This window comes from Candidatus Abyssobacteria bacterium SURF_5 (assembly GCA_003598085.1).
In the GTDB taxonomy this organism is placed as follows: domain Bacteria; phylum Abyssobacteria; class SURF-5; order SURF-5; family SURF-5; genus SURF-5.
In genome coordinates, this window is record QZKU01000054.1 from 1 (window position 1) to 19,394 (window position 19,394).

Genomic DNA, 19,394 nt, shown 5'->3' on the forward strand with positions numbered 1-19,394 from the left:
ACTACATTTCGACTTCCGGAAAATCGAACCCCCAAAAAATAAGGGGTTTTTGCAGATTTTTGACCAAACCCAAGCCCAAAGTGTCCAAAATGAGTTTGATGTACGACCGGAGCATCCACCGCATCCCGGTTTTGCGAGATGGGAAAGTCGTCGGACTCGTGACCGCAATGGACGTGGTGCGAATGGTGGCGGACGGCAAGCAGGAATAAGCGCCGCGTCCGTTGTCTCAGTTCAAGAGTGTGAGCGCGCTTTCTGTTTGGCGGGCTTCGCGTCGACATCCGGCTCGATGGCAGGGAAGAGGGCCCGCATGAGCCGCCGGTTTCCAAGTTTCGATGCGACCTGTCTATCGGCGGCATTGCGGCATGCGACGGAGCAGACGCGCAGGTCGAGCGTATTCATGCAGTAGCCGGGACAGTTTTCGTGTCCGGTGCACAAGTGTGCCGAGCATGGTTCCTCGCGGAGGTCGGCGAAGTCGGAGGCGCGCACAGCCAGGAATCCGCCGCACCCTTTCGCCCGATGCTGAAACAGGAAGTGGTTATATGTTCCGTTGATGAAATCCGGCTGATAACCGGCTATTTTCACTGACTTGTCTTGAAGGAATTCGTTCCTTGTCTTCCATTTTCTTCCGCAATCGCAGGTCTTGAACAGGAATTCTGCCTTCTTTCTTTTCGGCATTGATGTTTCGCTCCTCTCTGACGCGTGTGCGGCGGCCGGCCGCTTTTATGATGTCTCCTTTTTCCGTCGCCCGAGCACCTGGTTTCGCAACTCGCGTTTCAGGATTTTGCCTGTCGGCGTTGTCGGCAGCGTCTCTCTGAACTCGACGGCCCGCGGCGCCTTGTATTTTGCTATTCGTTCCCTGCAGAAATCGATGATTTCTTTCTCGGTTACGGTCTGGCCCTCCTTCAGGACGACGTATGCTTTGGCGATCTCGCCCTTGATCTCGTCGGGCACGCCGATGACTGTCGCCATCGCAACCGCAGGATGTTTATACAGCACATTCTCGATTTCGGCCGGATAAATGTTATATCCGCCGGTGATGATGAGGTCCTTCTTTCGATCCACCACATAGAGGTAGCCGTCGGAATCGAAGTTGCCCATGTCGCCGGTGTGAAGCCAGCCGTTGCGCATGGTCTCGGCCGTCGCCTTCTGATTGTTGTAGTATCCCTTCATCACGTTCTTGCCGCGGATAATGATTTCGCCCACTTCTCCCACCGGCATGTCCCGATCCTTCTCGTCGACCACGCGCACCTCACAACGGATCGGCACGCCGACTGATCCCGGTTTCCGCTGACCGTCGATCGGATTCGAGGTCACGAGCGCGGTCGCCTCCGTCAAGCCGTATCCTTCCGTGATGATTGCGCCGGTCCGCTCCTCGAAGCGCCTGAGCAGCGAAAGCGATAGTGGGGCCGACGAGCAAAAGCAGATGCGCAGCGAACTGAGATCGTAATTATCGATTTCGGGGTCGTTCAAAAGAAGCGCGAACATTGTCGGGACGCCGGAGAACGAGTTCGCTTTGTAGCGCGCGATGTTTTCAAGCACCATCTGCGGAACGAAAAATTCCATGAGCACGCTCGGCACTCCGCCGTACAGAGCCGCCATGACACAGATCTGAGCCAACAGGTGGAACAGGGGAAGACCCGGCACCAGCAGCACGTCCTCGGAAGTTGTTTTCAAGAGAATATTGGCTGACTCGTAATTGTGCAGAAGGTTGTTGTGGGTCAGCATCGCTCCCTTCGGCCTGCCGGTTGTTCCCGATGTATAGATGATGCAGGCGACCGAGTCGGGATCGAACTCGCGCGTGTGAAATTCGTCGGCAGCCCTCTCCACGAGTGGCGGCAGCACCGTCACGCCGGCAGGCGGGTTATCATCCAGGTAGAGGATATGCTCGATCGTCTCCAATTGATCCTTAATCGGCTCGATCACCGGGTACAGGTATTCGGTCGTGATAATCATTTTCGCGCGGGCGTCGTCAATGATGTACTTGGCCTCGTCCGCCTTGAGCATGACGCTGAGCGAGACCATCATTGCGCCGATCTTGATCAGGCCGAAATAGGAATACAGGAATTCGAGGCGGTTCGGGCAGAAGATGCAGACGCGGTCGCCCGGTCCCACCCCGAGTTGACTGAGAACGTTTGCGTAGCGGTTCGACAGCCTGTTCAACTCGGAGAAGGTAACCACCTCGTCGCGGAAATAGAGAGCCGGTTTCGTGGGAGCCTCCATAGCCCAATACTCGAGCATCTGCCCAACTGTCGTTATGCTGGTGGGTAGTTTCTGCATTGTATCACCTCGATTCGTTAAAGAAAGCGCGGGCCTCGGCACAGATATCTTCAGGTTTGAAAATTGAGAGTACCTCGTTATGCAGCGTATTGAAGTAGTTGATATCGCTTGTATTCATTGGCGGCAGCAACACGCGCGGAATCAGTTTCGCGTAAACCTTGAAATGGTCCTCGCCGAAGCCGGAATAAATCGCCATGTTAAAGCTGTAGAAGCCCCTGCTGTCGAGAAATTTCATCGCGGCGGACAATCCCCGCGAAAAATCAAGCCAATCGGAATCCGTGATGTCCATGATGGAAACCGCCCTCTCAAAAACGGCCATAATGTCGATGAATCCTTTGGGCGAGAAACTGGTGAGCCAACTGACCGAGCCCGTTCTTGCAAGAAACCGTTGGCCCAGCCTCGCTTCTTCCTCGATCAGGTCCAACCAGTAGCTGCTGCCGTTGCGCCTCGCGTACTCGGCGCTCGCTTCATGCACCGCCGCGTGGTAATTAGTGCCCGATTCGCCCGCAATCACCTGCAGGTGGGGGTGAATGATCGACCCGCCCGCAAGCGGCATGTAATTCCAATTGATTGAATTGAACAGGCGCGCGACCTTCACCGCCTGATTCGAGGCCGCCAGGAAGTCCTGAGAGACGCAAAAGCCATCACGCAAGAGCTCGGGCGAAAAATCAGTCAGCGGCTTGAAATGCTCCTCCGAAAAGATCGCAACCGCACTGTACGTGTCATACGGAAACATGTTCGGGAAAATCACGGCGCTGCCCCGCTTGATGCGTTCAGCGCCGGTGATATCGGGAGGGAACTTCGGAGTGACCATCTCCAGCATCTGCGGGCAGAACGGGCATCCGAATTCGAGCGAGCGCTCGACAACCTCTTTCAGGTCGGGCTTCGGGAGCACCCTGATCGGGAAAAACAGCACCCGCGAGGTCTGACCGGTCAGCGGGTCCACCCGTATCTCGGTCGGGCGCTCGTTCTCTTGGAATCCCATGGATGGATCAAGAAACCTGGTGACTCTCACGTACTTCTTGAATTCTATTGTCATGGCGCACGTGTTCCTGTTGTTGATCCAAATTATCGCGATCCAGGTGCGGCCTCTACTGTACATCCTGATTCCGGATTTTTCAAGCGGGTCAAAAGACGGAGTCGTCAGCTTATCATGTTACTTGACAAACCAATTGCTGTTTGGTATGTTAATTGAGACATTCTCAATTTCCCGCTTTATATTACCCCGTTTTCGCATCGAGGAGAAGCTGATGGCTGCCCAGCGCGGGCTTTGGGGCTGGCTTTTTCAAAGAGTTACTGGAGTTTACCTCGTCTTCGGGTTGATAGTTCACGTCATCGTCACCCATTTCGTCACTCGAAGTGTCACGTTCGAGTGGGTTTCGGAACGGCTGCATAGCGGCTGGTGGCTCGCGTTCGATCTATCCCTTCTGTTTGTCTCCTTCTACCATGGATTCAATGGACTATGGGGCATTGTCCTTGATTTCAATCCATCGAGGAAGTGGAGGGTCGGCATCGGCTGGGGATTGTTTGCTCTTGCCGTCGGCTGGGTCGTCTACGGCATATTCGTGCTGATTCCATTCGTCCAATAGGGGGCCCTGTTGTGAAGTGGATGAAAGATTTTTTTCTTAACCGGCATGAAGGGCAGCCGTCCTTCGGGCTCCATCGATTGACGGGGATTCTGATGGCTGTGTATCTGATTCCCCACGTTTTCGTGAACAGTTTCGCGCTGTTGTACGGCGCCGAGGGTTACAATAAGGCGACCGAGGCGGCGCAGCGGCTGCACTGGCTTGAAATACTCATCATCCTTGGCGTCGCTTTCCACATGTTCAACGGCATCCGCATCACGTGGGTGGATTTTTTTCGGGCGACGCGCGCCCGCCGGCAGCTCTTTTACGTCGCCGGCGCGCTCACGATGCTTGCGCTTCTGTACAGTCTGTACGTCTACATCCCGCGGATGTTTTTCGAGCACTGATACGCGAGCGGAATATCCGAATTTTCGCTGAGCGTGGGTGATCATTCGGGCAAATTTCAGGATCATGGGATGCAATATCATGATGTCGTTGTAGTCGGCGGCGGGTTGGCTGGTTTGCGCGCTGCGCTCGAGGTGAACATGCACAACCTGCGCGTCGCCATTCTCTCGAAAGTCTACCCGATCCGGTCCCATTCGGTGGCCGCACAAGGGGGCATCAACGCCCCGCTCGGCAACCATCCCCGCGGAGCGCACGACTCGTGGGAGCGGCACGCCTTCGATACCGTCAAGGGGAGCGATTACCTTGCGGATCAGGATGCCGCCGTCAGAATGGCGAAGGATGCCGCCGAGAGAATCATCGAGATGGAACATTGGGGGTGTCCGTTCAGCCGCACGCCGAACGGAAAGATTGCGCAGCGTCCATTCGGGGGCGCCGGTTTTCCGCGAACCTGTTTCGCGGCCGACAAGACGGGCCACATGCTGATTCACACGCTGTTCGAGCAAATAGTGAAGTACGAGCAGGCGGCCGAGCGAGGCGAACTGAAGATTTACAACGAGTGGCTGGTTACTTCACTCGTAATCGAAGGTGGTGTCTGCCGCGGCGTCATCGCGCTGGAACTAGCCACGGGCAAGCTCGAGGCGTTCAAGGCCGATGCCGTTTTGTTCGCGACCGGCGGTTGCGGGCGCCTGTATACTAATTCGACGAATGCAATGATCAATACGGGCATGGGGATGGCGGTGCCTTTCTGGGCGGGGATTCCGCTGAAAGACATGGAGTTTATCCAATTCCATCCGACGACGCTGTACGGCTCGAACATCCTCATGACCGAAGGCTGCCGCGGCGAAGGCGGTTATCTGACGAATAAGAGAAACGAGCGCTTCCTTGCCAACTATCCCGACAGCCGCAAGGGCATGGAGGTCGCTCCGCGCGATATCGTGTCGAGAAACATCACCACCGAAATCCTCGAGGGACGCGCATTCGAGAACGCGTACGTCAATCTCGATCTTCGACATCTTGGTGAAGAACGGATTGCCGCGCGACTGCCGGCCATTCGCGAAATCTGCCGCAAATTCCTCGGCATCGATCCCGTTCATGAGCCGATACCGGTGCAGCCGGGCCAGCACTACACCATGGGCGGCATCGACGTCAACTCCGACGGCGCCTCCCCAGCCAAAGGATTCTATGCTGCGGGCGAGGCCTCATGTGTGAGCGTCCATGGAGCGAACCGACTCGGCGGCAACTCGCTGCTGGAGACGATCGTTTTTGGCAAGATCGCCGGCGAGCACATGAGCAACTACGTTTTTGGAAAGACCGACCTTGGCGCCGGCGACAAGACGCTGGAAGATGCGCTTGCGCAGGAAGAAAAGAAGCTGAAGGCGCTGATGAATTCCGACGGGGGCGAGAATCCATCGAACCTGAAAGAAGAGATGCAACGGATGATGACCGACAAGGTCGGCATCTTTCGGACGAAGGAAAGTCTTTCCGACGCGCAAAGGAAGATCAGGGAACTGAGGGACCGTTATAAGAAGGTGCGCTTGCGGTACACGGGCGGGCCGTACAATTATGATCTTGCCTCAACCATCGAGTTGAAGGGGAGCATTGATGTTGCCGAAACTGTGATTGTCGGCGCGCTCGCGCGAGAGGAGAGCCGCGGATCGCAATTCCGGCGCGATTTCCCGGCGCGCAACGACGAAAAATTCCTCCAACATACGCTTGCCTATTTTACTCCTGAGGGGCCCCGGTTGGATTACAAGGACGTCACGCTTGGCTATTGGGAGCCGAAGGAAAGGAAGTATTAGAGACGGCGCGGGCGGCCGTTCCCGAAAGAATAACGAGAACCTTGGATTGACGGCGAGCAGCACAGCGCTGGTTCCTCTGTATTAACAAGGAAGAGAAAAAGTGGCGGATTTAACGTTTAAAATCTTCAGGTTTGATCCGGCGAACGACGCCGGCCCCCGGTTCGATACGTACACAGTCCCCGCGTTCAAAAAGGGACTGACGGTGCTGGAGTCGTTGTACTACATCCAGGACAAACTGGACGGCTCGCTCGCCTTTCGCGCTTCGTGCCGCGAGGGTATCTGCGGCTCGTGCGCCATGCATATCAACGGCAAGTATCGGCTCGCGTGCGAAACGCAGGTGGCTGACTTGAAATCCGATTCGATAACGATTCGCCCGCTCGGGCATCTGAAGGTGCTGCGCGATCTCGTTGTGGATATGGAGCCGTTCTTCGCGAAGTACAAGTATATAAAGCCTTTCCTGATGCCGGGTGATGACGCGCCGCCCGACCGCGAGCGCCCGCAGACGGAGGGCCAGCATTCAAAAATGATCCCGTCGATTGATTGCATTCTCTGCGCCTGCTGTCATTCCTCGTGCACCGTGACCGCAACCGACCCTGAATACCTGGGGCCGGCCGCACTGCTGTGGGCTGACCGCTTCGTGCTCGATTCGCGCGACAATGCGCTCAAGGAGCGCCTGCGTCTGGTCGACCAGCTTCACGGCATCTGGCGCTGTCATACCATTTTTTCGTGTCAGGAGGTCTGCCCGAAAGACCTCGATCCGACCGGCGCAATCGCCGACCTCAAGCGCAAAGCCATCCGCCACCGCTTCCTCGGCCGCTAGGAAAATTCCTTTCGACAGCCGTCCGATTCTTTTGCGACTGCGGGCGCAAAGATCAATTGCTGTGATCAAATTTCCAGTTCGCTTTTCTTCGTTCAGGCATCCGGTGTTGACTGTGGATTAGGCGGGGAGCGGGTTTGAATTCTCCCTGACGGCTACACCAGATGAATTCCGAAGAGCAGGAGGAGGGTGAGGCTGCCAACGGCAAGGGCCAGCCAATCCCTCTGTTTCATGCATACCTGCAGATAGAAGGTTCGCTTTCCGCGGGCGCCGAACCCGCGCGCCTCGAGCGCCATCGCCATCAAATTCGCGTTGCGGATCGACACAAGAAAAATGGGCGCCATGAGGGGAATATAGTTCTTCATCCGCTGCCAGAGGGGGCCCTTCCGAAGTTCAAGTCCACGGCTCTTCTGAGCCTCGGCGACTGTCAGGCCGGTTTGCGCGAAAGTGGGAACCAGCCGGAGCGCCAGCGAAAAAGCGAAACATGCCACATACGGCGCCCCGAGCCTGACGAGGCCGGCGGTTATCTCTTCGTTTCGGGTGGTTACCAGGAAGATCATGCCCGCAATCAGGATTCCGGCGATCTTGACCGCCGCCAATACGCCGTGCATGAACGAATCGCGCCTGATGAAGAGCCACAGGATATCTTCACCGCGCGGAATCATGATCCAGAGGATGATGGTGAATATGGTGATGACGATAATGAAGTTTCGCAGCCGCCTGATCGCATCCCATGCGCGCGCAAGCGAGGCATGGACCGCGATCAATGCAAACGAGCCAAGCGCCGAGGGGAGCAAGGAAGGGATCAGCATGATAAAGAAAGCGGCTATGAGGAGGAACAATTTGACTCGCGGGTCGAGTCGATGGATTATGGTCTCCCTTTCTTCGTACAGGTACGGGTTCATTTTCCTTCTTCCCGCTGCTTTCTCAAGACTTTCAGCCAGTCGGCGTTGTCGGGGTCGGCATCCAGGTTGATGACCGGCTGCGCGCATTGCAGGAACTCTTCGACCGAAAGCATTGTGAGGCCGAGGCGGTTGCTGAACGAGACGATCTGCGGCGCCCTGACGTCGGCCCGTGCAAGCAGGCTCTCGTCGGCGAATATCTCTCTTGCCGGTCCGTCGGCGACAATTTTTCCAGCTTTTATCAAGATGATTCTGTGCGCATACTGCGCCGCGATCCAGATACAGTGGGTGATGATAATGATGGTGTGTCCGGCGTCGTTGAGTCGCTTGATGAGCCCCATCATCTGTTTCAGCTCGCCGTAATCCAAGCCGGTGGTCGGCTCATCCATGACGATGATGGATGGTCTTGTTGCGAGCACCGAAGCGACCGCCACTTTCTGTCGGAGCCCTTTGGGGAGTGTGAACGGGTCTTCCAGCCGCCGCTCCCACAGGCCGACCGTTTCGAGCGCATCGTGCGCCTGCTGCCGGGCTTGCTCGGGCGCAATTCCCATGTTCTGCGGGCCGAAGAGCACCTCTTCCAGAATCGTTTCCTTGAAAATCTGGTGGTCGGGGTTCTGGAACACGTAGCCGACTTCCCGCGCAAGAACACCGGCTGAAAGATTCGTGGTGCTTCTTCCGCCGACCCTCACGTTCCCTTGCCCGGGCTTCAGGAGGCCGTTCAGCAGTTTGGCGAGCGTGGTTTTGCCGCTCCCGTTCTGCCCGAGGATTGCGATAAATTCGCCGTCCTTTACCTGGAGGCTCACGCCGTCGAGCGCCTTCATTCCAGCGTCGTAGCTGAAAGAAACGTCTTCTACCTCGATCCGGAGCCGGTCGACAGGACGAACCCTCGTTTGGTCAGCGGCTGCAAGGATTTCGCGGGCGCGCCGACGAAACTGCAAGCCGTGTTTTTGCCAGAGATCGAGCGCCTCCTCTACAGTGAGCGGCAGTTCACCGGCGCCGAGTTTATTGAATGATTCCGTCACCTGGAGCGGCATGACGCTGCACTGTTCGAGCAGGGGAATGTTTCGAAGGATGACGGCGGGCGGACCATCGGCAACTATTCGACCACCGCGCATGAGCAGAATACGATCGGCCTTCAGCGCCTCCTCGGTCTCATGCTCGGCAATGATAAGGATCTCTTTCCCGGCGAGTTTTTCCGTAATCGAGAAAATGCGGCGCTTGTTTTTCGGGTCCAGATCGGTTGTCGGCTCGTCGAAGCAGAGGACTTTCGGCTGGAGCGAAAGCGCCGACGCGATCGCCAGCAGCTGCTTTTGTCCGCCGGAAAGCGTGCCTGGCTGGCGTCTGCGCAAGGCTTCAATACCCGTCATTTCGAGCGCCCACTGGATTCTGTGACCGATTTCATCGCGGGATATTCCCGCGTTTTCGGGTCCGAATGCTATCTCCAACTCGACAGATGTCGAAAAAAGCTGCGACTCGAAATCCTGAAATACGAGACCCACGTGCGGGAAAAAATCCTTGACGGAGTTTTCGTGCGTCTCCATATCGCACACGCGGACTGAGCCTTTGAAGTCCCCCTTCATCAGGTGCGGGATCAATCCATTCAGTGTAAAGCAGAATGTCGATTTGCCCCCCTCGTTCGGCCCCATGAGCACGACGAATTCACCTTCATCGATTTGAAGGCTAATATCTTTTAGAACAGGGGAAGGAGAACGTCGATATCGGAAGGAAAGCGAATGTATGTCGATCAAGGGCTGTTGCATCTTTGGCGCGGACGATCGCATTAAATGAGCAGTGAGCCGACGAGTACTATGATCAGAAAAGGCGCCACACCGAGCGCGACGGGACTGAGCGCCCCCGAGCCCACTTGTGGGATGATTGCGACTCCGATTCCCAATGAGAGAGCGATTCCGGTGATAAAACCACCGAGCACGCCGCCCCATACCAGCGCGGTCCCTAGCTTTGGAGTCGGTCCTGGCGGGTTATCAGCTTGTTCCATGATTGCAGACCAGAGCAAGTCCCATCGGTTCAACCGGGCATGCAGCAGTCCCAGGAGCGGAATCCCAAGAATGAGACAGGCGATCATATTGTTGACGGAAATGATCGGACCCACCGGCAGGAACGGGACGAGTTTCGCTCCCTCCAGTCCCCATGCGATTATCAGTCCGCAGGCGAGACTGCTCAAGACGACCACTAATCCGAAATTGACCACTTTTTTCCAGGAGTTGATCTGCAAATCGTCGGCTGATTGCGCCAGTCCCATATGAGTCCAAACCTTATAAGCCAGAAATCCGTAGAAGAAGTTCCCGAAGAATCCGAAGATCGTTCCAATGCCGAAAGTCCCGAAGAAGTCTCCGATCACGTTCCCGAATGCCGCTCCCCACGCGCCGGCAGGCCCGAACAAGAGGCCGAATACAACGGGGACGACCGCCCCGGGCCGTAACTCGGTGTAGCCGGGAATGATGGGGATACCCTTCAGCGGGATGGTCAATGCGGCGTAGAAAGCGGCGCTCACGGCGACCAGGACGACCATCTTCGTGTACTTCCACATCGTGAAGACTTCCTTCAAAACAGCGGCCTGCCTTTCTGCGGAGGAGTCGCGAATGGGTTTTTTGCGCGTGTTGAACGTAATCAATATACCGAGCAGGGTAAACGCCTGTCAAATCTAGGAGGAAGGCGAGTGAAGGAGAGGGGTCTTGTTTGCGGAGAGGACAAAGAAAAGCGTCTTCATATGCTTGCGACCACTTCACATTTCGCGCTCCGCGTTTCAAAACCCTTCAAAGTGGCGAGCCTAAGAAATCTGCAGTTTTTTTTGACGGGAGGACTTATATGTTATGTCCAGTGAACAAATTGACCGCCGAAAATCTCCGTGCTATACTCGCTCAATACGACGGCATCTGCGGGGAGAACCCTTTCACACTCTCTCGCATTCGTAGCGAGTCAGCCCGTATCCGCACACCCGCCCAAATCGATAGGGTTGAGCGGTCGGGGTCACCGTGGAGTGAATCATGCATGAAAGTATCTTGTTCGGAATAGCATGCATTTTTCTGCTCGGTATAGGCGCACAATGGCTCGCGTGGCGGCTTCGATTCCCGGCGATTTTGCTTTTGCTGATAGCGGGATTCTTAGCCGGTCCGGTGACCGGAATTATCGATCCCGACGAGCTTCTGGGCGATTTACTGCCGCCGCTGGTTTCGCTCTCGGTCGGAATCATTCTGTTTGAAGGAGGCCTGAGCCTCAAGTTCCGGGAGTTGCGGCAGATTGCAGGGGTCGTTCGCAATCTTTTGTCCGTAGGGGTGATTGTGACGTGGGCGATTGCCGCGAGCGCCGCATATCGGGTTTTAGATCTGGATTTTGGGATAGCTGTGCTCTTGGGCGCGATACTCGTGGTAACTGGCCCCACTGTTATCATTCCGCTTCTCCGGCATGTGCGCCCGTCAGCTCAGGTGGGCTCGATCCTGAAGTGGGAGGGAATCCTTGTTGATCCGATAGGCGCCGTGCTTGCGGTTCTGACATTCGAGGTGATCCTCCAGACGGAGCTTCAGCCGCTGGCGAGAGTCGCTATCCTGGGACTCCTGAAGACGGTGGTTGCCGGGGGATTGGCCGGAATTGTGGCGGCATTCGTATTGTTGCTCTTTCTGCGGAAATTCTGGATTCCGGATTTTCTTCAGAACCCGGCATCACTGATGGCTGTTATTGCGGTGTTTGTCGGCTCGAACGCGATTCAAGCGGAATCGGGGCTGCTGGCGACAACGGTGATGGGGCTGATTCTTGCCAATCAGAAAAAGGTCCCCGTCAAGCATATTGTGGAGTTCAAGGAGAATCTTCGCGTGCTGCTGATATCGAGCCTGTTTGTCTTGCTCGCGGCCCGCATGCAAGTGAGGCAGTTTACAGAAATGGGGATTGAAAGCCTCGCATTTCTTGCGGCGCTGGTCGTTGTGGGGCGTCCGGCTTCGGTTTTCTTTTCGACGCTGGGATCGGAGTTAAGCTGGAGAGAGCGGCTGTTTCTTTCGTGGATGGCGCCTCGCGGAATCGTTGCGGCTGCAGTCTCCTCAGTGTTTGCTTTGCGGCTGTCCGAGGCGGGATACGGTGAAGCGAATATCCTGGTTCCGCTGACATTTTTTGTCGTTGCCGGAACGGTCGCTCTTTATGGATTGACCGCCGCTCCCATGGCGCGGCTGCTGAAGATATCGAAGGCCGATTCTCAGGGAGTGCTCATGGCGGGCGCGCATACGTGGGCTCGAGAGATGGCCCGCACGCTGGTTGACCAGGGATACGAGGTCCTGCTGGTGGATACGAATCGCCGGAACGTGTACCAGTGCAGGATGAGCGGTCTCAGCGCGATGCACGCAAATATACTTGCAGACAGGTTTTTTAGCGAAACCGAGCTGGACGGGATACGGCGGCTTATCGCTCTCACTCCCAATGACGAAGTCAATTCGCTGGCCTGTCTGAAAGGGCGGGAGCGGTTCGGGCGCGACCAGGTGTATCAGCTCATTCATGAAGAGGCCAAGGAGGAATGGAAATATGGCCCCCCTGCTGCCGATTTTGGTCGGTATCTGTTTGCCCCCGGCGTAACGTATGAGAGACTCGATGTTCAATTTGGAGAGGGAGCAGCAATAAAGAGAAACCGTTTGACCGAGGAATTCGGGTATGAAGATTTCAGGAAACTGTACGGAGAAGAGGCAATTCCGCTTTTCATAATCGTTGATGGAGAGCTCACGGTGATCACGGCCGATACCCAGCCTAACCCCAAGCCCGGCCAAACACTCATCAGCCTGGTTCCCGCTCCACGCGGTTAGAGGAGAGCAGGATGAATAGCGCCTGCATCTAAAGGCGGAAGCCTGATTATTTGATTGGACAGGCACGGCATTGCATAACGTGTGATATCAACACCGGCAGAGGAGGAGTCGCTGAGCATGCACCACGGAGAAGAAAAAGCCCGAGTATTCGTTAGCCAGCCGATACCCACGTCCGCTATTGCTCTTTTGGAGAAGCATTTCCGCGTGATCAGGAATGCAGATGATAGAATTCTCCGCCGCAATGAACTGAAGAAAGCGCTTAGAGACGCTGATGGCCTGTTGAGCCTGCTGACCGATAAGATCGATGGCGATCTTTTGGCCGGCGCACCGAAACTCCGCATAGTCGCCAACATGGCTGTCGGCTACGACAACGTTGATCTGAAGGCTGCCACGGAGCGCGGCATCATGGTCACGAATACTCCGGGCGTGCTGACCGAGACGACGGCCGATCTGGCATGGGCCCTCATTCTGGGAGTCGCGCGGCGACTGGTCGAGAGCGATCGCTACACCCGCGAAGGCAAGTTCAGGGGCTGGGGACCGATGCTGTTTCTTGGAACTGACGTGTACGGGAAAACCCTGGGTATCATCGGATTCGGAAGGATCGGGCAGGCGTTGGCAAGGCGCGCGCGCGGCTTTAAAATGAAGGTACTGTTCTACGATGAGATGGAGGTATCTCCACGGGTATATGAGCGGCTGAAGGCGCGGCCTGTTACGCTCGAGACGCTGCTGAGGGAGGCCGATTATATCAGTCTGCATGTTCCGCTCACTGATACAACGCGCCGGCTCATCTCGCGGGAGCAACTCGGCATGATGAAATCCTCGGCCTACCTGATCAATACATCGCGAGGCCCCATCATTGATGAAAAAGAGCTGGTGCGAGCGCTCAAGAGTAAACAGATAGCGGGCGCCGGCCTCGACGTGTACGAGAAGGAGCCGGCTCTCGCAGCGGGTTTGAAAGGTCTTTCTAACGCGGTTCTGTTGCCGCACATCGGCAGTGCGTCGGTGGAGACCCGGACGAAAATGGCGCTCATGGCGGCCGAAAACATACGCAAGGCGCTTTCAGGCAAACGGCCGCCGAATCTGCTGAATGAAGTCCGATGGAATCGAGGGAAGCAGCCATGACACTAGCGCAAGAACTGCATGAAGAGATTCAGCAAATCAAGATCATCGACACGCATGAGCATCTGGTGAACCGGCAGATGCTCTCGGATATGGGATTCAACATTATCCATGCCATGGAAATCGAATACGTGAAGGATTCGCTCCTGGCCGTGGGCATCGATCCCAATCTGCTTGTGCAGGGCGGTTTCCAAACCGACAATTTGCTCGACCAGGTGATACCGGTTCTGTGGAAAGTGCGAAATACCTCTTACTATCGCTCATTATTCCGGGCATTTCGCGATCTTCACGGTTTGCAGGGAGAGGAGCTTGATCGCCGCAATCTGAAACGAGTATCAGACAGCATCGAATCGGCGTATGCCCGGCGGGACTGGTACGAGCAGGTGCTGCAGAAAAAATGCAACATACGATACATCCTCAGAGACATGGAGTACATGCCGATCGAGCATGATTTCATCCGGCCGGTCATACGAATGGACAACTTCCTGATGTTGCGCCACCGGCGCCTGCTGCAGGATTGGATCGAGAGGGGAGCGCCGATCTTTACGCTTCGCGTTTCCGAATATGATTATACAAACACGGTGAAGACGTTTACCGATTATCTTGACCTGCTTGAATCTCATTTTCAAGAGGCTCAAACATTTGGCGCCATTGCCGTGAAAGTGGGAATCGCTTACAACCGTACATTATATTTTGAACAGGTCTCTCAAGATGAAGCCTTTCGCATTTTTGCGCTACCGGACGAGAAGACAACGGAAAGCGATATCAAGGCATTCCAGGATTTCATGATGTTCCGGATAATCGAGAAGGCTGCCGAATACCGGTTGCCCGTTCAGATACATACGGGCTTGCTTTCGGCGGGGAAAAACCGACTGGGAAACACGAATCCGCTCCTCCTGACTGATGTTTTTCTTCAGTTTCCCGAGGTTCGGTTCGACCTTTTTCATGGCGGGTTTCCTTTCACCGGCGAGACTGGTGCGCTGGCATTAATGTTCCCTAACGTTTATCTCGACACGTGTTGGCTTCCGATCATTTCCGAGATGACCTTCAAGAGAGCGCTCAAAGAGTGGCTCTGCAGCGTTCCCGCTTCGAAAATCTTGTGGGGAGGCGATTGTGCGTGCGCCGAAGGAACGTACGGTGCGGTCGCAACGATGCAAGAAGCGCTGGCAGCCGTGCTTGCGGAAAAGATCGAGGAGGACGTGCTTGATTTCGAATCCGCGGTTTGGACGGCAAAGGGCATACTGCATGACAATGCGGAAGAGCTTTTCGGCCTGAAAGCGCCCTGATGGTTCCGAAAACAGCTTTTGTCTTTTAATCGGTTGCTTCCGCTTGTTTCAGAATCTGTGCGATCTCCGCCTGACCTTTTCCTTCAGCATATCGCAGTGCGGTGAGGCCCAAGTCATTTTTCTTTGTTGGGTCGGCGCCATTCGTTAAAAGAAACTGAACGAGCACTTTCTGGCCGCTGGCCGCTGCGATCATGAGTGCTGTGGTTCCATCTGTGGTTTCAGCATTGATATCTGCTCCCGCATCTACCAGAGCTTTCGCGAATTCCTGGCGCCCTTTCGCTGCGGCAATCATTAAGGCGGTATAGCCTGTCTGCTGATCCCTGGCGTCAACTTCGGCTTTTTTTTCAAGCAACAGGCGGGCAACTTTCTCATGACCGCCGGCAGCGGCAATGATCAGAGGAGTTGCGCCGCTTGCGGCATCCCGCGCGTTCGGATTGGCGCCCTTCTGTAGAAGGATGTTCACCGCCTCCGCGGCGCCTCGCGATGCCGCAATCATCAATGCTTTTTCAAGGTCCGCCCCGCGTGATGCCATTCGGGATACCCGCTTTTTCTCACCCAGCCCAGCACATCAAACGCGTCGGCGTGGCGAGGGAATGGGCTCTCTTTCAGAAGACGCAGTCGAACGAACGGAAAATTAATTCTATCAATTCACCGACTCCGCCGCGAACTTTTTCGCTGATAAACGAGATCATCCCATATAGCGCCGGGCCGCCGCTTCATTCGCAACGTGGGCGACCCACAAGAACCGTCTTTCGCGCCCTGCAAAGAAAGTTTTTCAGCGGAATCTTTCCTTGTTGAATACTCCTTCCTGGTCTCGCCGATGTTTCGAGGGGTGAGACCCTGAATCGGAGCAGATCGTTCTAATTACCAGCGCCTGTTGCCTGAGCGTTCGCTGTTCTGCCTCCGTCCGCCTCCTCCGCCGGCCCCACCGCGACCGCCACGGCCGCCGCCCCTGCGGTCTTGCGAGAAGCCTCCTTCACGCCGACCTTCCGTGCGGGGACGCGCCTCATTCGCGACGATGGCGCGACCCTTTAGGTCCTTTCCGTTCAGGCCGCTGATGGCTGCGTCGCCTTCCTCTTTGGACGACATTTCAACAAATCCGAAACCTCTGGATTTGCCGCTCACTTTGTCGAGGATGACTTTGGCGGTTACTACCCGCCCGTAGGCTTCAAACGCCTGCTGTAAATCGGCCTCGGTCGTCTCGTACGAGAGATTGCCCACGTAAATGTTCATTGTTTTTCCCTTCTTCTTTTTGCTTTAGTTGCCATGCTTGCGCCTTCTCACATGCAGAACCACAATGTCCGCTGTGCGAGGGCGGAGCAAACCCACGCAGAATATAGGTATCTCGGTGCAAAAAAACAATTTTCATGTGTCAGTCCCCAATCATGCGGATAACATGCAGATTATCAGGGGGAGAAAAACGCCCATCAAGTTCTTTCCTAACATTCTAAGACGGTTGGGGACCGGCTTGCTATTTGATTGGTTAGTTTCGTTCGGCATGTAATTTCTTTAAGATTTGCTCTCCATCCATACTATAACACCGCTCTCTTACGTCGCTAGCGACGTAATTGATGATTTTCATGTGGGGCAGGAACATTAATTCTTACGCGCCTCCCGCTCGACAGATCGCAATGCGATCTTCCCCCCTATGAGTGAAAAAAATGCCCCCGAGCTGTCGGCGAATATCGCCTCAAGCGGACTTTTGTCTTGTTCTTCTTTTCCTGCGCCAACTCGTATGACGGTTATATCGGCGGGGCGGCCCGGCCGGAGCAACTCTTCTTCATGAGGGAGCGAGAGCGCTCTTAATCCATTGAGTGTCGCCATCTTCAGAATATCAATCGATGATACTCCCGAATAGGATCGTCTCAGCGCCTTCATCTCGTCGAGGACGCTCAGCGATGGGCTGCTGGCGAGACTGTCCGTCCCAATCGCCACGTTGATTCCCCATTGAAGCATGGCTTCCACCGGATGCCGGCGATGGCGAAAATACTGGTGGCTCCTGGGACAGAATACAACTGAAGAGCCCGATGCGGCGATAATCTTCAGATCATTCTCATCAGCATAATTGCAGTGCACCAGAACGGCAGGCCGATCCAGTCCCCCAAGATCCCGAAAATATTCGACCGGTGTCTTTTTCGGGGGTGTCCATCCCGGCGGCATGCCCAATTCCTCTCGAAATCGCCTCAGCTCACCGGTGCCTTCCCGAAGGAACTCGAGCTCGGGAACGGTTTCCCCCAAATGAATGCAAAGAGGGGCTGAGATGCTGTGACCCAGTGAGACGCACTGCCGCAATAGTTCTTCCGATACCGTATAGGGGGAGTGGGGTGATATCCCCGCCAGCATGCATCCGTTTGTCGGATGCTCCGCCAGATTTCTTTTTAAGGCAGCGCTTGTTTTATCAGCCGTATGGGAATCGAAGTTGATAACTTCGTAATACGCTCGTCCCTGCAGGGGGAATTCAGAATAAGCGGCGCCGTCCGCCTGCCGGATGATATCGCCGGCCGCAGTGGTTCCGCATGCCACACTCTGCTGGATTCCATCGCGGAGCGATTGCGAAAAATAGTCGATCTCCCATTGGCTTGTCACGCTGATGATCGTGCGGATCCAGTTCGTAAAGAGAGGCTGTGGTCGAAAGCAATTTTGCGCCAGCGTCAGTTCCAGATGAGTATGCGCATTGACCAGACCGGGAATGAGGATGCTGTCATCGCCCAAGTCGATACATTCTTCAGGCGGAAAGGCGGGTGCGTCTCCACAATCCATGGCGGCAATATATCCGCCTGAAATCGTCAGATACACATTTTCTTCAATGCGGCCGGAGCAGTCAATCAGGTGCTTGCAGCGGATGATCATGTTCGAATCCATTCGCGCCAGTTCTCGCCGATGACTCCCCGGTCTCGATACCGCTGCATCAAGCTTGCACAGGAGCAGGTCGGTTCCGAATTTCGAGTCGCTTTCGCCATCATTCCCGCTATTGCCGGAAACGCCTTGACACTTGCCTCAATGGCTTCAAATTCGGCTTCGCTTGTTAACCCTTCAAAAAGGATTCCCGGACGAAACGGTTTTTTCCTAATGCCTTCTGCGTAGTTGGTGACATAGCAGAGAGCCGCATAACAGATTTCCAATTCGCGCGCAAGGAAGACTTCAGGCGCCAAAGTCATCCCGACAAGATGAGCGCCGTATGCCGCAAACTTTCTTATCTCCGCCGGCGTTTCCAGTCGGGGTCCTTCCGTGCAGACATAGGTGCCGCCCGCGTCGTATTTCAAGCCGAGATCTGCGAGGATTTGTTCGAGCAACCCGCGAAGGTGGGGACAGAAAACCGGGTTCTGGCGTATGAAACCCAGTCCTCCGTGTTCATAAAACGTGGCCGGCCTGCGGCGGGTCTCATCGATGATGTCGTCGATAACGATGAATTGTCCAATGGCGAATTCGACTGTTATCGCGCCAGGTCCGGACCACGCAATGATCTGTCTCACCCCAAGGTCTTTGAGCGCGTATATGTTCGCCCGGTAATTCACGAATGAAGCCGCAACCGAGTATCCGGTTTCGCCATGGCGTGAAAGAAAAAGATAATCAGAGTCATTGGAACGAATCAGGTGAACGGGTTGACTTTTTCCGAAGGGTGTCTGAAGCGGGCCGATCGTTTTTCGACCGGACTTTTGGTCGAGAAATCTAAAGGCTTGGCTGCCGCCGATAACAGCGAACCGCGGCATATCACTGGAATGGGCGGAACGGGTCGGGACGCTTCTGCGCCGGGAAGAGCTTTTCTTCTCTTCCCGCCCCCCTGGCTTATCTTTCATCATCCGGCAATCAATTTTCTCTACGGCCCGAGATTATCTCCGGCTCATCGCAACAGCCAAGGGAACGATTTCAGTGATGTGAAGCTTCTCGTCGAGGAGGACATCGGTGGAAAATCCAGCAAAGTGCCGCTGCCTCTTTCCTAGTGGGTGCGTTTTTGGGTTCCGGCTGAAAGCCGGCGCCCCATCAGTGCAATTCGTCCTGCAAGAGCCCACGTCCCGTTGTTCGTTGACTCTCGCGGGATGGGCCGAACGAATGGACCCGATTCCATCGAAAATGCGATCGCGGCTCCGATTGCAGCCGCTATCTCCTCTTCTCCAAGTTCTAATTCCGGCGCTTCGGCCAGACCGGGTTCCTTTTGACGCTCCGCTTCCTTTTTTCGCCGCCCTTCCTGAGACACCAGCCGGGACACGATACTTCCGAGAAGCTGCATGCCTATCATCAGGATGGCAAGGACAATAAAGACGCCGACGAAGCGGATGACGAGGGTGCTCATTATATATGCCCAGGGCAACTCGACGGCCCGCTGGATGAGCTCGCTCAAAAAGACCTCACTTTAGTGGTTTCTCATTGTATTAAACCCAGCTTCAGTATACAGGTATGCTTTGAAAAAATCAAAACGCGTCTGAT

General features: G+C 55.4%; 20 protein-coding genes. 9 read left to right on the top strand and 11 right to left on the bottom strand.

Going from position 1 to position 19,394, the window contains the following annotated elements:
- The coding region (locus C4520_07720; GenBank protein RJP22737.1) for a CBS domain-containing protein at positions 1-209 on the top strand (209 nt) is incomplete at its 5' end.
- Between the two features lie 22 nt (positions 210-231).
- Here C4520_07720 and C4520_07725 read toward each other — a convergent pair.
- The 3 genes from C4520_07725 to C4520_07735 are packed head-to-tail and all read right to left on the bottom strand — an operon-like array spanning position 232 to position 3,262.
- On the bottom strand, positions 232-675 hold the full coding sequence (locus C4520_07725; protein ID RJP22738.1) for a hypothetical protein: 444 nt from the start codon (positions 673-675) through the stop codon (positions 232-234).
- A 45-nt stretch (positions 676-720) separates the two neighbouring features.
- A complete protein-coding gene (locus tag C4520_07730; GenBank protein ID RJP22739.1) occupies positions 721-2,277 on the bottom strand; it encodes a long-chain fatty acid--CoA ligase in 1,557 nt (518 codons plus the stop codon).
- A gap of 4 nt (positions 2,278-2,281) precedes the next feature.
- Positions 2,282-3,262, bottom strand: coding sequence for a hypothetical protein (locus tag C4520_07735; GenBank protein RJP22740.1), 981 nt, complete (start codon positions 3,260-3,262; stop codon positions 2,282-2,284).
- Here C4520_07735 and C4520_07740 point away from each other — a divergent pair.
- The 4 genes from C4520_07740 (at position 3,261) to C4520_07755 (ending at position 6,866) form a co-directional block, all read left to right on the top strand.
- On the top strand, positions 3,261-3,866 hold the full coding sequence (locus C4520_07740; GenBank protein ID RJP22741.1) for a hypothetical protein: 606 nt from the start codon (positions 3,261-3,263) through the stop codon (positions 3,864-3,866). The two genes, C4520_07735 and C4520_07740, sit on opposite strands and share 2 nt — an antisense overlap.
- Positions 3,867-3,877: 11 nt before the next feature.
- Positions 3,878-4,249, top strand: a complete 372-nt coding sequence (locus C4520_07745) for a succinate dehydrogenase, cytochrome b556 subunit (protein ID RJP22742.1) — start codon at positions 3,878-3,880, stop codon at positions 4,247-4,249.
- 69 nt (positions 4,250-4,318) lie between these two features.
- Complete coding sequence (locus C4520_07750; protein ID RJP22743.1) at positions 4,319-6,046, top strand: FAD-binding protein; 1,728 nt, start codon at positions 4,319-4,321, stop codon at positions 6,044-6,046.
- 100 nt (positions 6,047-6,146) lie between these two features.
- A complete protein-coding gene (locus tag C4520_07755; GenBank protein RJP22744.1) occupies positions 6,147-6,866 on the top strand; it encodes a succinate dehydrogenase iron-sulfur subunit in 720 nt (239 codons plus the stop codon).
- A 152-nt stretch (positions 6,867-7,018) separates the two neighbouring features.
- On the opposite strand, the gene C4520_07760 is transcribed toward C4520_07755, so the two are convergent.
- Genes C4520_07760 through C4520_07770 form a run of 3 tightly spaced genes read right to left on the bottom strand, consistent with a single transcriptional unit; the run spans position 7,019 to position 10,331 of the window.
- Entirely contained in the window at positions 7,019-7,855 is an 837-nt protein-coding gene (locus C4520_07760) for an energy-coupling factor transporter transmembrane protein EcfT (protein RJP22745.1), read from the bottom strand.
- Positions 7,765-9,525, bottom strand: a complete 1,761-nt coding sequence (locus C4520_07765) for an ATP-binding cassette domain-containing protein (GenBank protein ID RJP22746.1) — start codon at positions 9,523-9,525, stop codon at positions 7,765-7,767. The genes C4520_07760 and C4520_07765 overlap by 91 nt, the downstream gene beginning before the upstream one ends.
- 20 nt (positions 9,526-9,545) lie before the next feature.
- Positions 9,546-10,331, bottom strand: a complete 786-nt coding sequence (locus C4520_07770; GenBank protein RJP22764.1) for a QueT transporter family protein — start codon at positions 10,329-10,331, stop codon at positions 9,546-9,548.
- Between the two features lie 439 nt (positions 10,332-10,770).
- Between C4520_07770 and C4520_07775 the strand changes: the two genes are divergently transcribed.
- The 3 genes from C4520_07775 (at position 10,771) to C4520_07785 (ending at position 14,969) form a co-directional block, all read left to right on the top strand.
- A complete protein-coding gene (locus C4520_07775) occupies positions 10,771-12,564 on the top strand; it encodes a hypothetical protein (protein ID RJP22747.1) in 1,794 nt (597 codons plus the stop codon).
- A gap of 117 nt (positions 12,565-12,681) precedes the next feature.
- On the top strand, positions 12,682-13,686 hold the full coding sequence (locus C4520_07780) for a D-glycerate dehydrogenase (protein RJP22748.1): 1,005 nt from the start codon (positions 12,682-12,684) through the stop codon (positions 13,684-13,686).
- Entirely contained in the window at positions 13,662-14,969 is a 1,308-nt protein-coding gene (locus C4520_07785; GenBank protein ID RJP22749.1) for a hypothetical protein, read from the top strand. Before C4520_07780 ends, C4520_07785 begins: the two co-directional genes overlap by 25 nt.
- 25 nt (positions 14,970-14,994) lie before the next feature.
- On the opposite strand, the gene C4520_07790 is transcribed toward C4520_07785, so the two are convergent.
- The 4 genes from C4520_07790 to C4520_07805 all read right to left on the bottom strand — a co-directional run bounded on the left by C4520_07790 (position 14,995) and on the right by C4520_07805 (position 18,679).
- Positions 14,995-15,501 (bottom strand): ankryin, encoded by a 507-nt coding sequence (locus C4520_07790; protein RJP22750.1) that lies wholly within the window; start codon positions 15,499-15,501, stop codon positions 14,995-14,997.
- Positions 15,502-15,833: 332 nt separating this feature from the next.
- Positions 15,834-16,202, bottom strand: coding sequence for an RNA-binding protein (locus C4520_07795; GenBank protein RJP22751.1), 369 nt, complete (start codon positions 16,200-16,202; stop codon positions 15,834-15,836).
- A gap of 363 nt (positions 16,203-16,565) precedes the next feature.
- Positions 16,566-17,831 carry a hypothetical protein gene (locus tag C4520_07800; protein ID RJP22752.1) on the bottom strand — a complete coding sequence of 422 codons (1,266 nt, stop codon included), beginning with the start codon at positions 17,829-17,831 and terminating at the stop codon, positions 16,566-16,568.
- Entirely contained in the window at positions 17,816-18,679 is an 864-nt protein-coding gene (locus C4520_07805) for a phosphorylase (GenBank protein ID RJP22753.1), read from the bottom strand. Before C4520_07805 ends, C4520_07800 begins: the two co-directional genes overlap by 16 nt.
- Here C4520_07805 and C4520_07810 point away from each other — a divergent pair.
- On the top strand, positions 18,647-18,910 hold the full coding sequence (locus tag C4520_07810; protein ID RJP22754.1) for a hypothetical protein: 264 nt from the start codon (positions 18,647-18,649) through the stop codon (positions 18,908-18,910). The genes C4520_07805 and C4520_07810 overlap by 33 nt on opposite strands.
- On the opposite strand, the gene C4520_07815 is transcribed toward C4520_07810, so the two are convergent.
- Complete coding sequence (locus tag C4520_07815) at positions 18,907-19,308, bottom strand: hypothetical protein (GenBank protein RJP22755.1); 402 nt, start codon at positions 19,306-19,308, stop codon at positions 18,907-18,909. The genes C4520_07810 and C4520_07815 overlap by 4 nt on opposite strands.
- Between the last annotated feature and the right edge of the window lie 86 nt (positions 19,309-19,394).

Excerpts from the sequence above, each read along its gene's own strand:
- C4520_07750 (RJP22743.1), top strand. The coding sequence starts at position 4,319 with ATGCAATATCATGATGTCGTTGTAGTCGGCGGCGGGTTGGCTGGTTTG.
- C4520_07735 (RJP22740.1), bottom strand. The coding sequence starts at position 3,262 with ATGGGATTCCAAGAGAACGAGCGCCCGACCGAGATACGGGTGGACCCG.
- C4520_07765 (RJP22746.1), bottom strand. The coding sequence starts at position 9,525 with ATGCAACAGCCCTTGATCGACATACATTCGCTTTCCTTCCGATATCGA.
- C4520_07780 (RJP22748.1), top strand. The coding sequence starts at position 12,682 with ATGCACCACGGAGAAGAAAAAGCCCGAGTATTCGTTAGCCAGCCGATA.
- C4520_07740 (RJP22741.1), top strand. The coding sequence starts at position 3,261 with ATGGATGGATCAAGAAACCTGGTGACTCTCACGTACTTCTTGAATTCT.
- C4520_07760 (RJP22745.1), bottom strand. The coding sequence starts at position 7,855 with ATGCGCGCAGCCGGTCATCAACCTGGATGCCGACCCCGACAACGCCGA.
- C4520_07725 (RJP22738.1), bottom strand. The coding sequence starts at position 675 with ATGCCGAAAAGAAAGAAGGCAGAATTCCTGTTCAAGACCTGCGATTGC.
- C4520_07785 (RJP22749.1), top strand. The coding sequence starts at position 13,662 with ATGGAATCGAGGGAAGCAGCCATGACACTAGCGCAAGAACTGCATGAA.
- C4520_07775 (RJP22747.1), top strand. The coding sequence starts at position 10,771 with ATGCATGAAAGTATCTTGTTCGGAATAGCATGCATTTTTCTGCTCGGT.
- C4520_07790 (RJP22750.1), bottom strand. The coding sequence starts at position 15,501 with ATGGCATCACGCGGGGCGGACCTTGAAAAAGCATTGATGATTGCGGCA.
- C4520_07730 (RJP22739.1), bottom strand. The coding sequence starts at position 2,277 with ATGCAGAAACTACCCACCAGCATAACGACAGTTGGGCAGATGCTCGAG.
- C4520_07795 (RJP22751.1), bottom strand. The coding sequence starts at position 16,202 with ATGAACATTTACGTGGGCAATCTCTCGTACGAGACGACCGAGGCCGAT.
- C4520_07800 (RJP22752.1), bottom strand. The coding sequence starts at position 17,831 with ATGGATTCGAACATGATCATCCGCTGCAAGCACCTGATTGACTGCTCC.
- C4520_07805 (RJP22753.1), bottom strand. The coding sequence starts at position 18,679 with ATGCCGCGGTTCGCTGTTATCGGCGGCAGCCAAGCCTTTAGATTTCTC.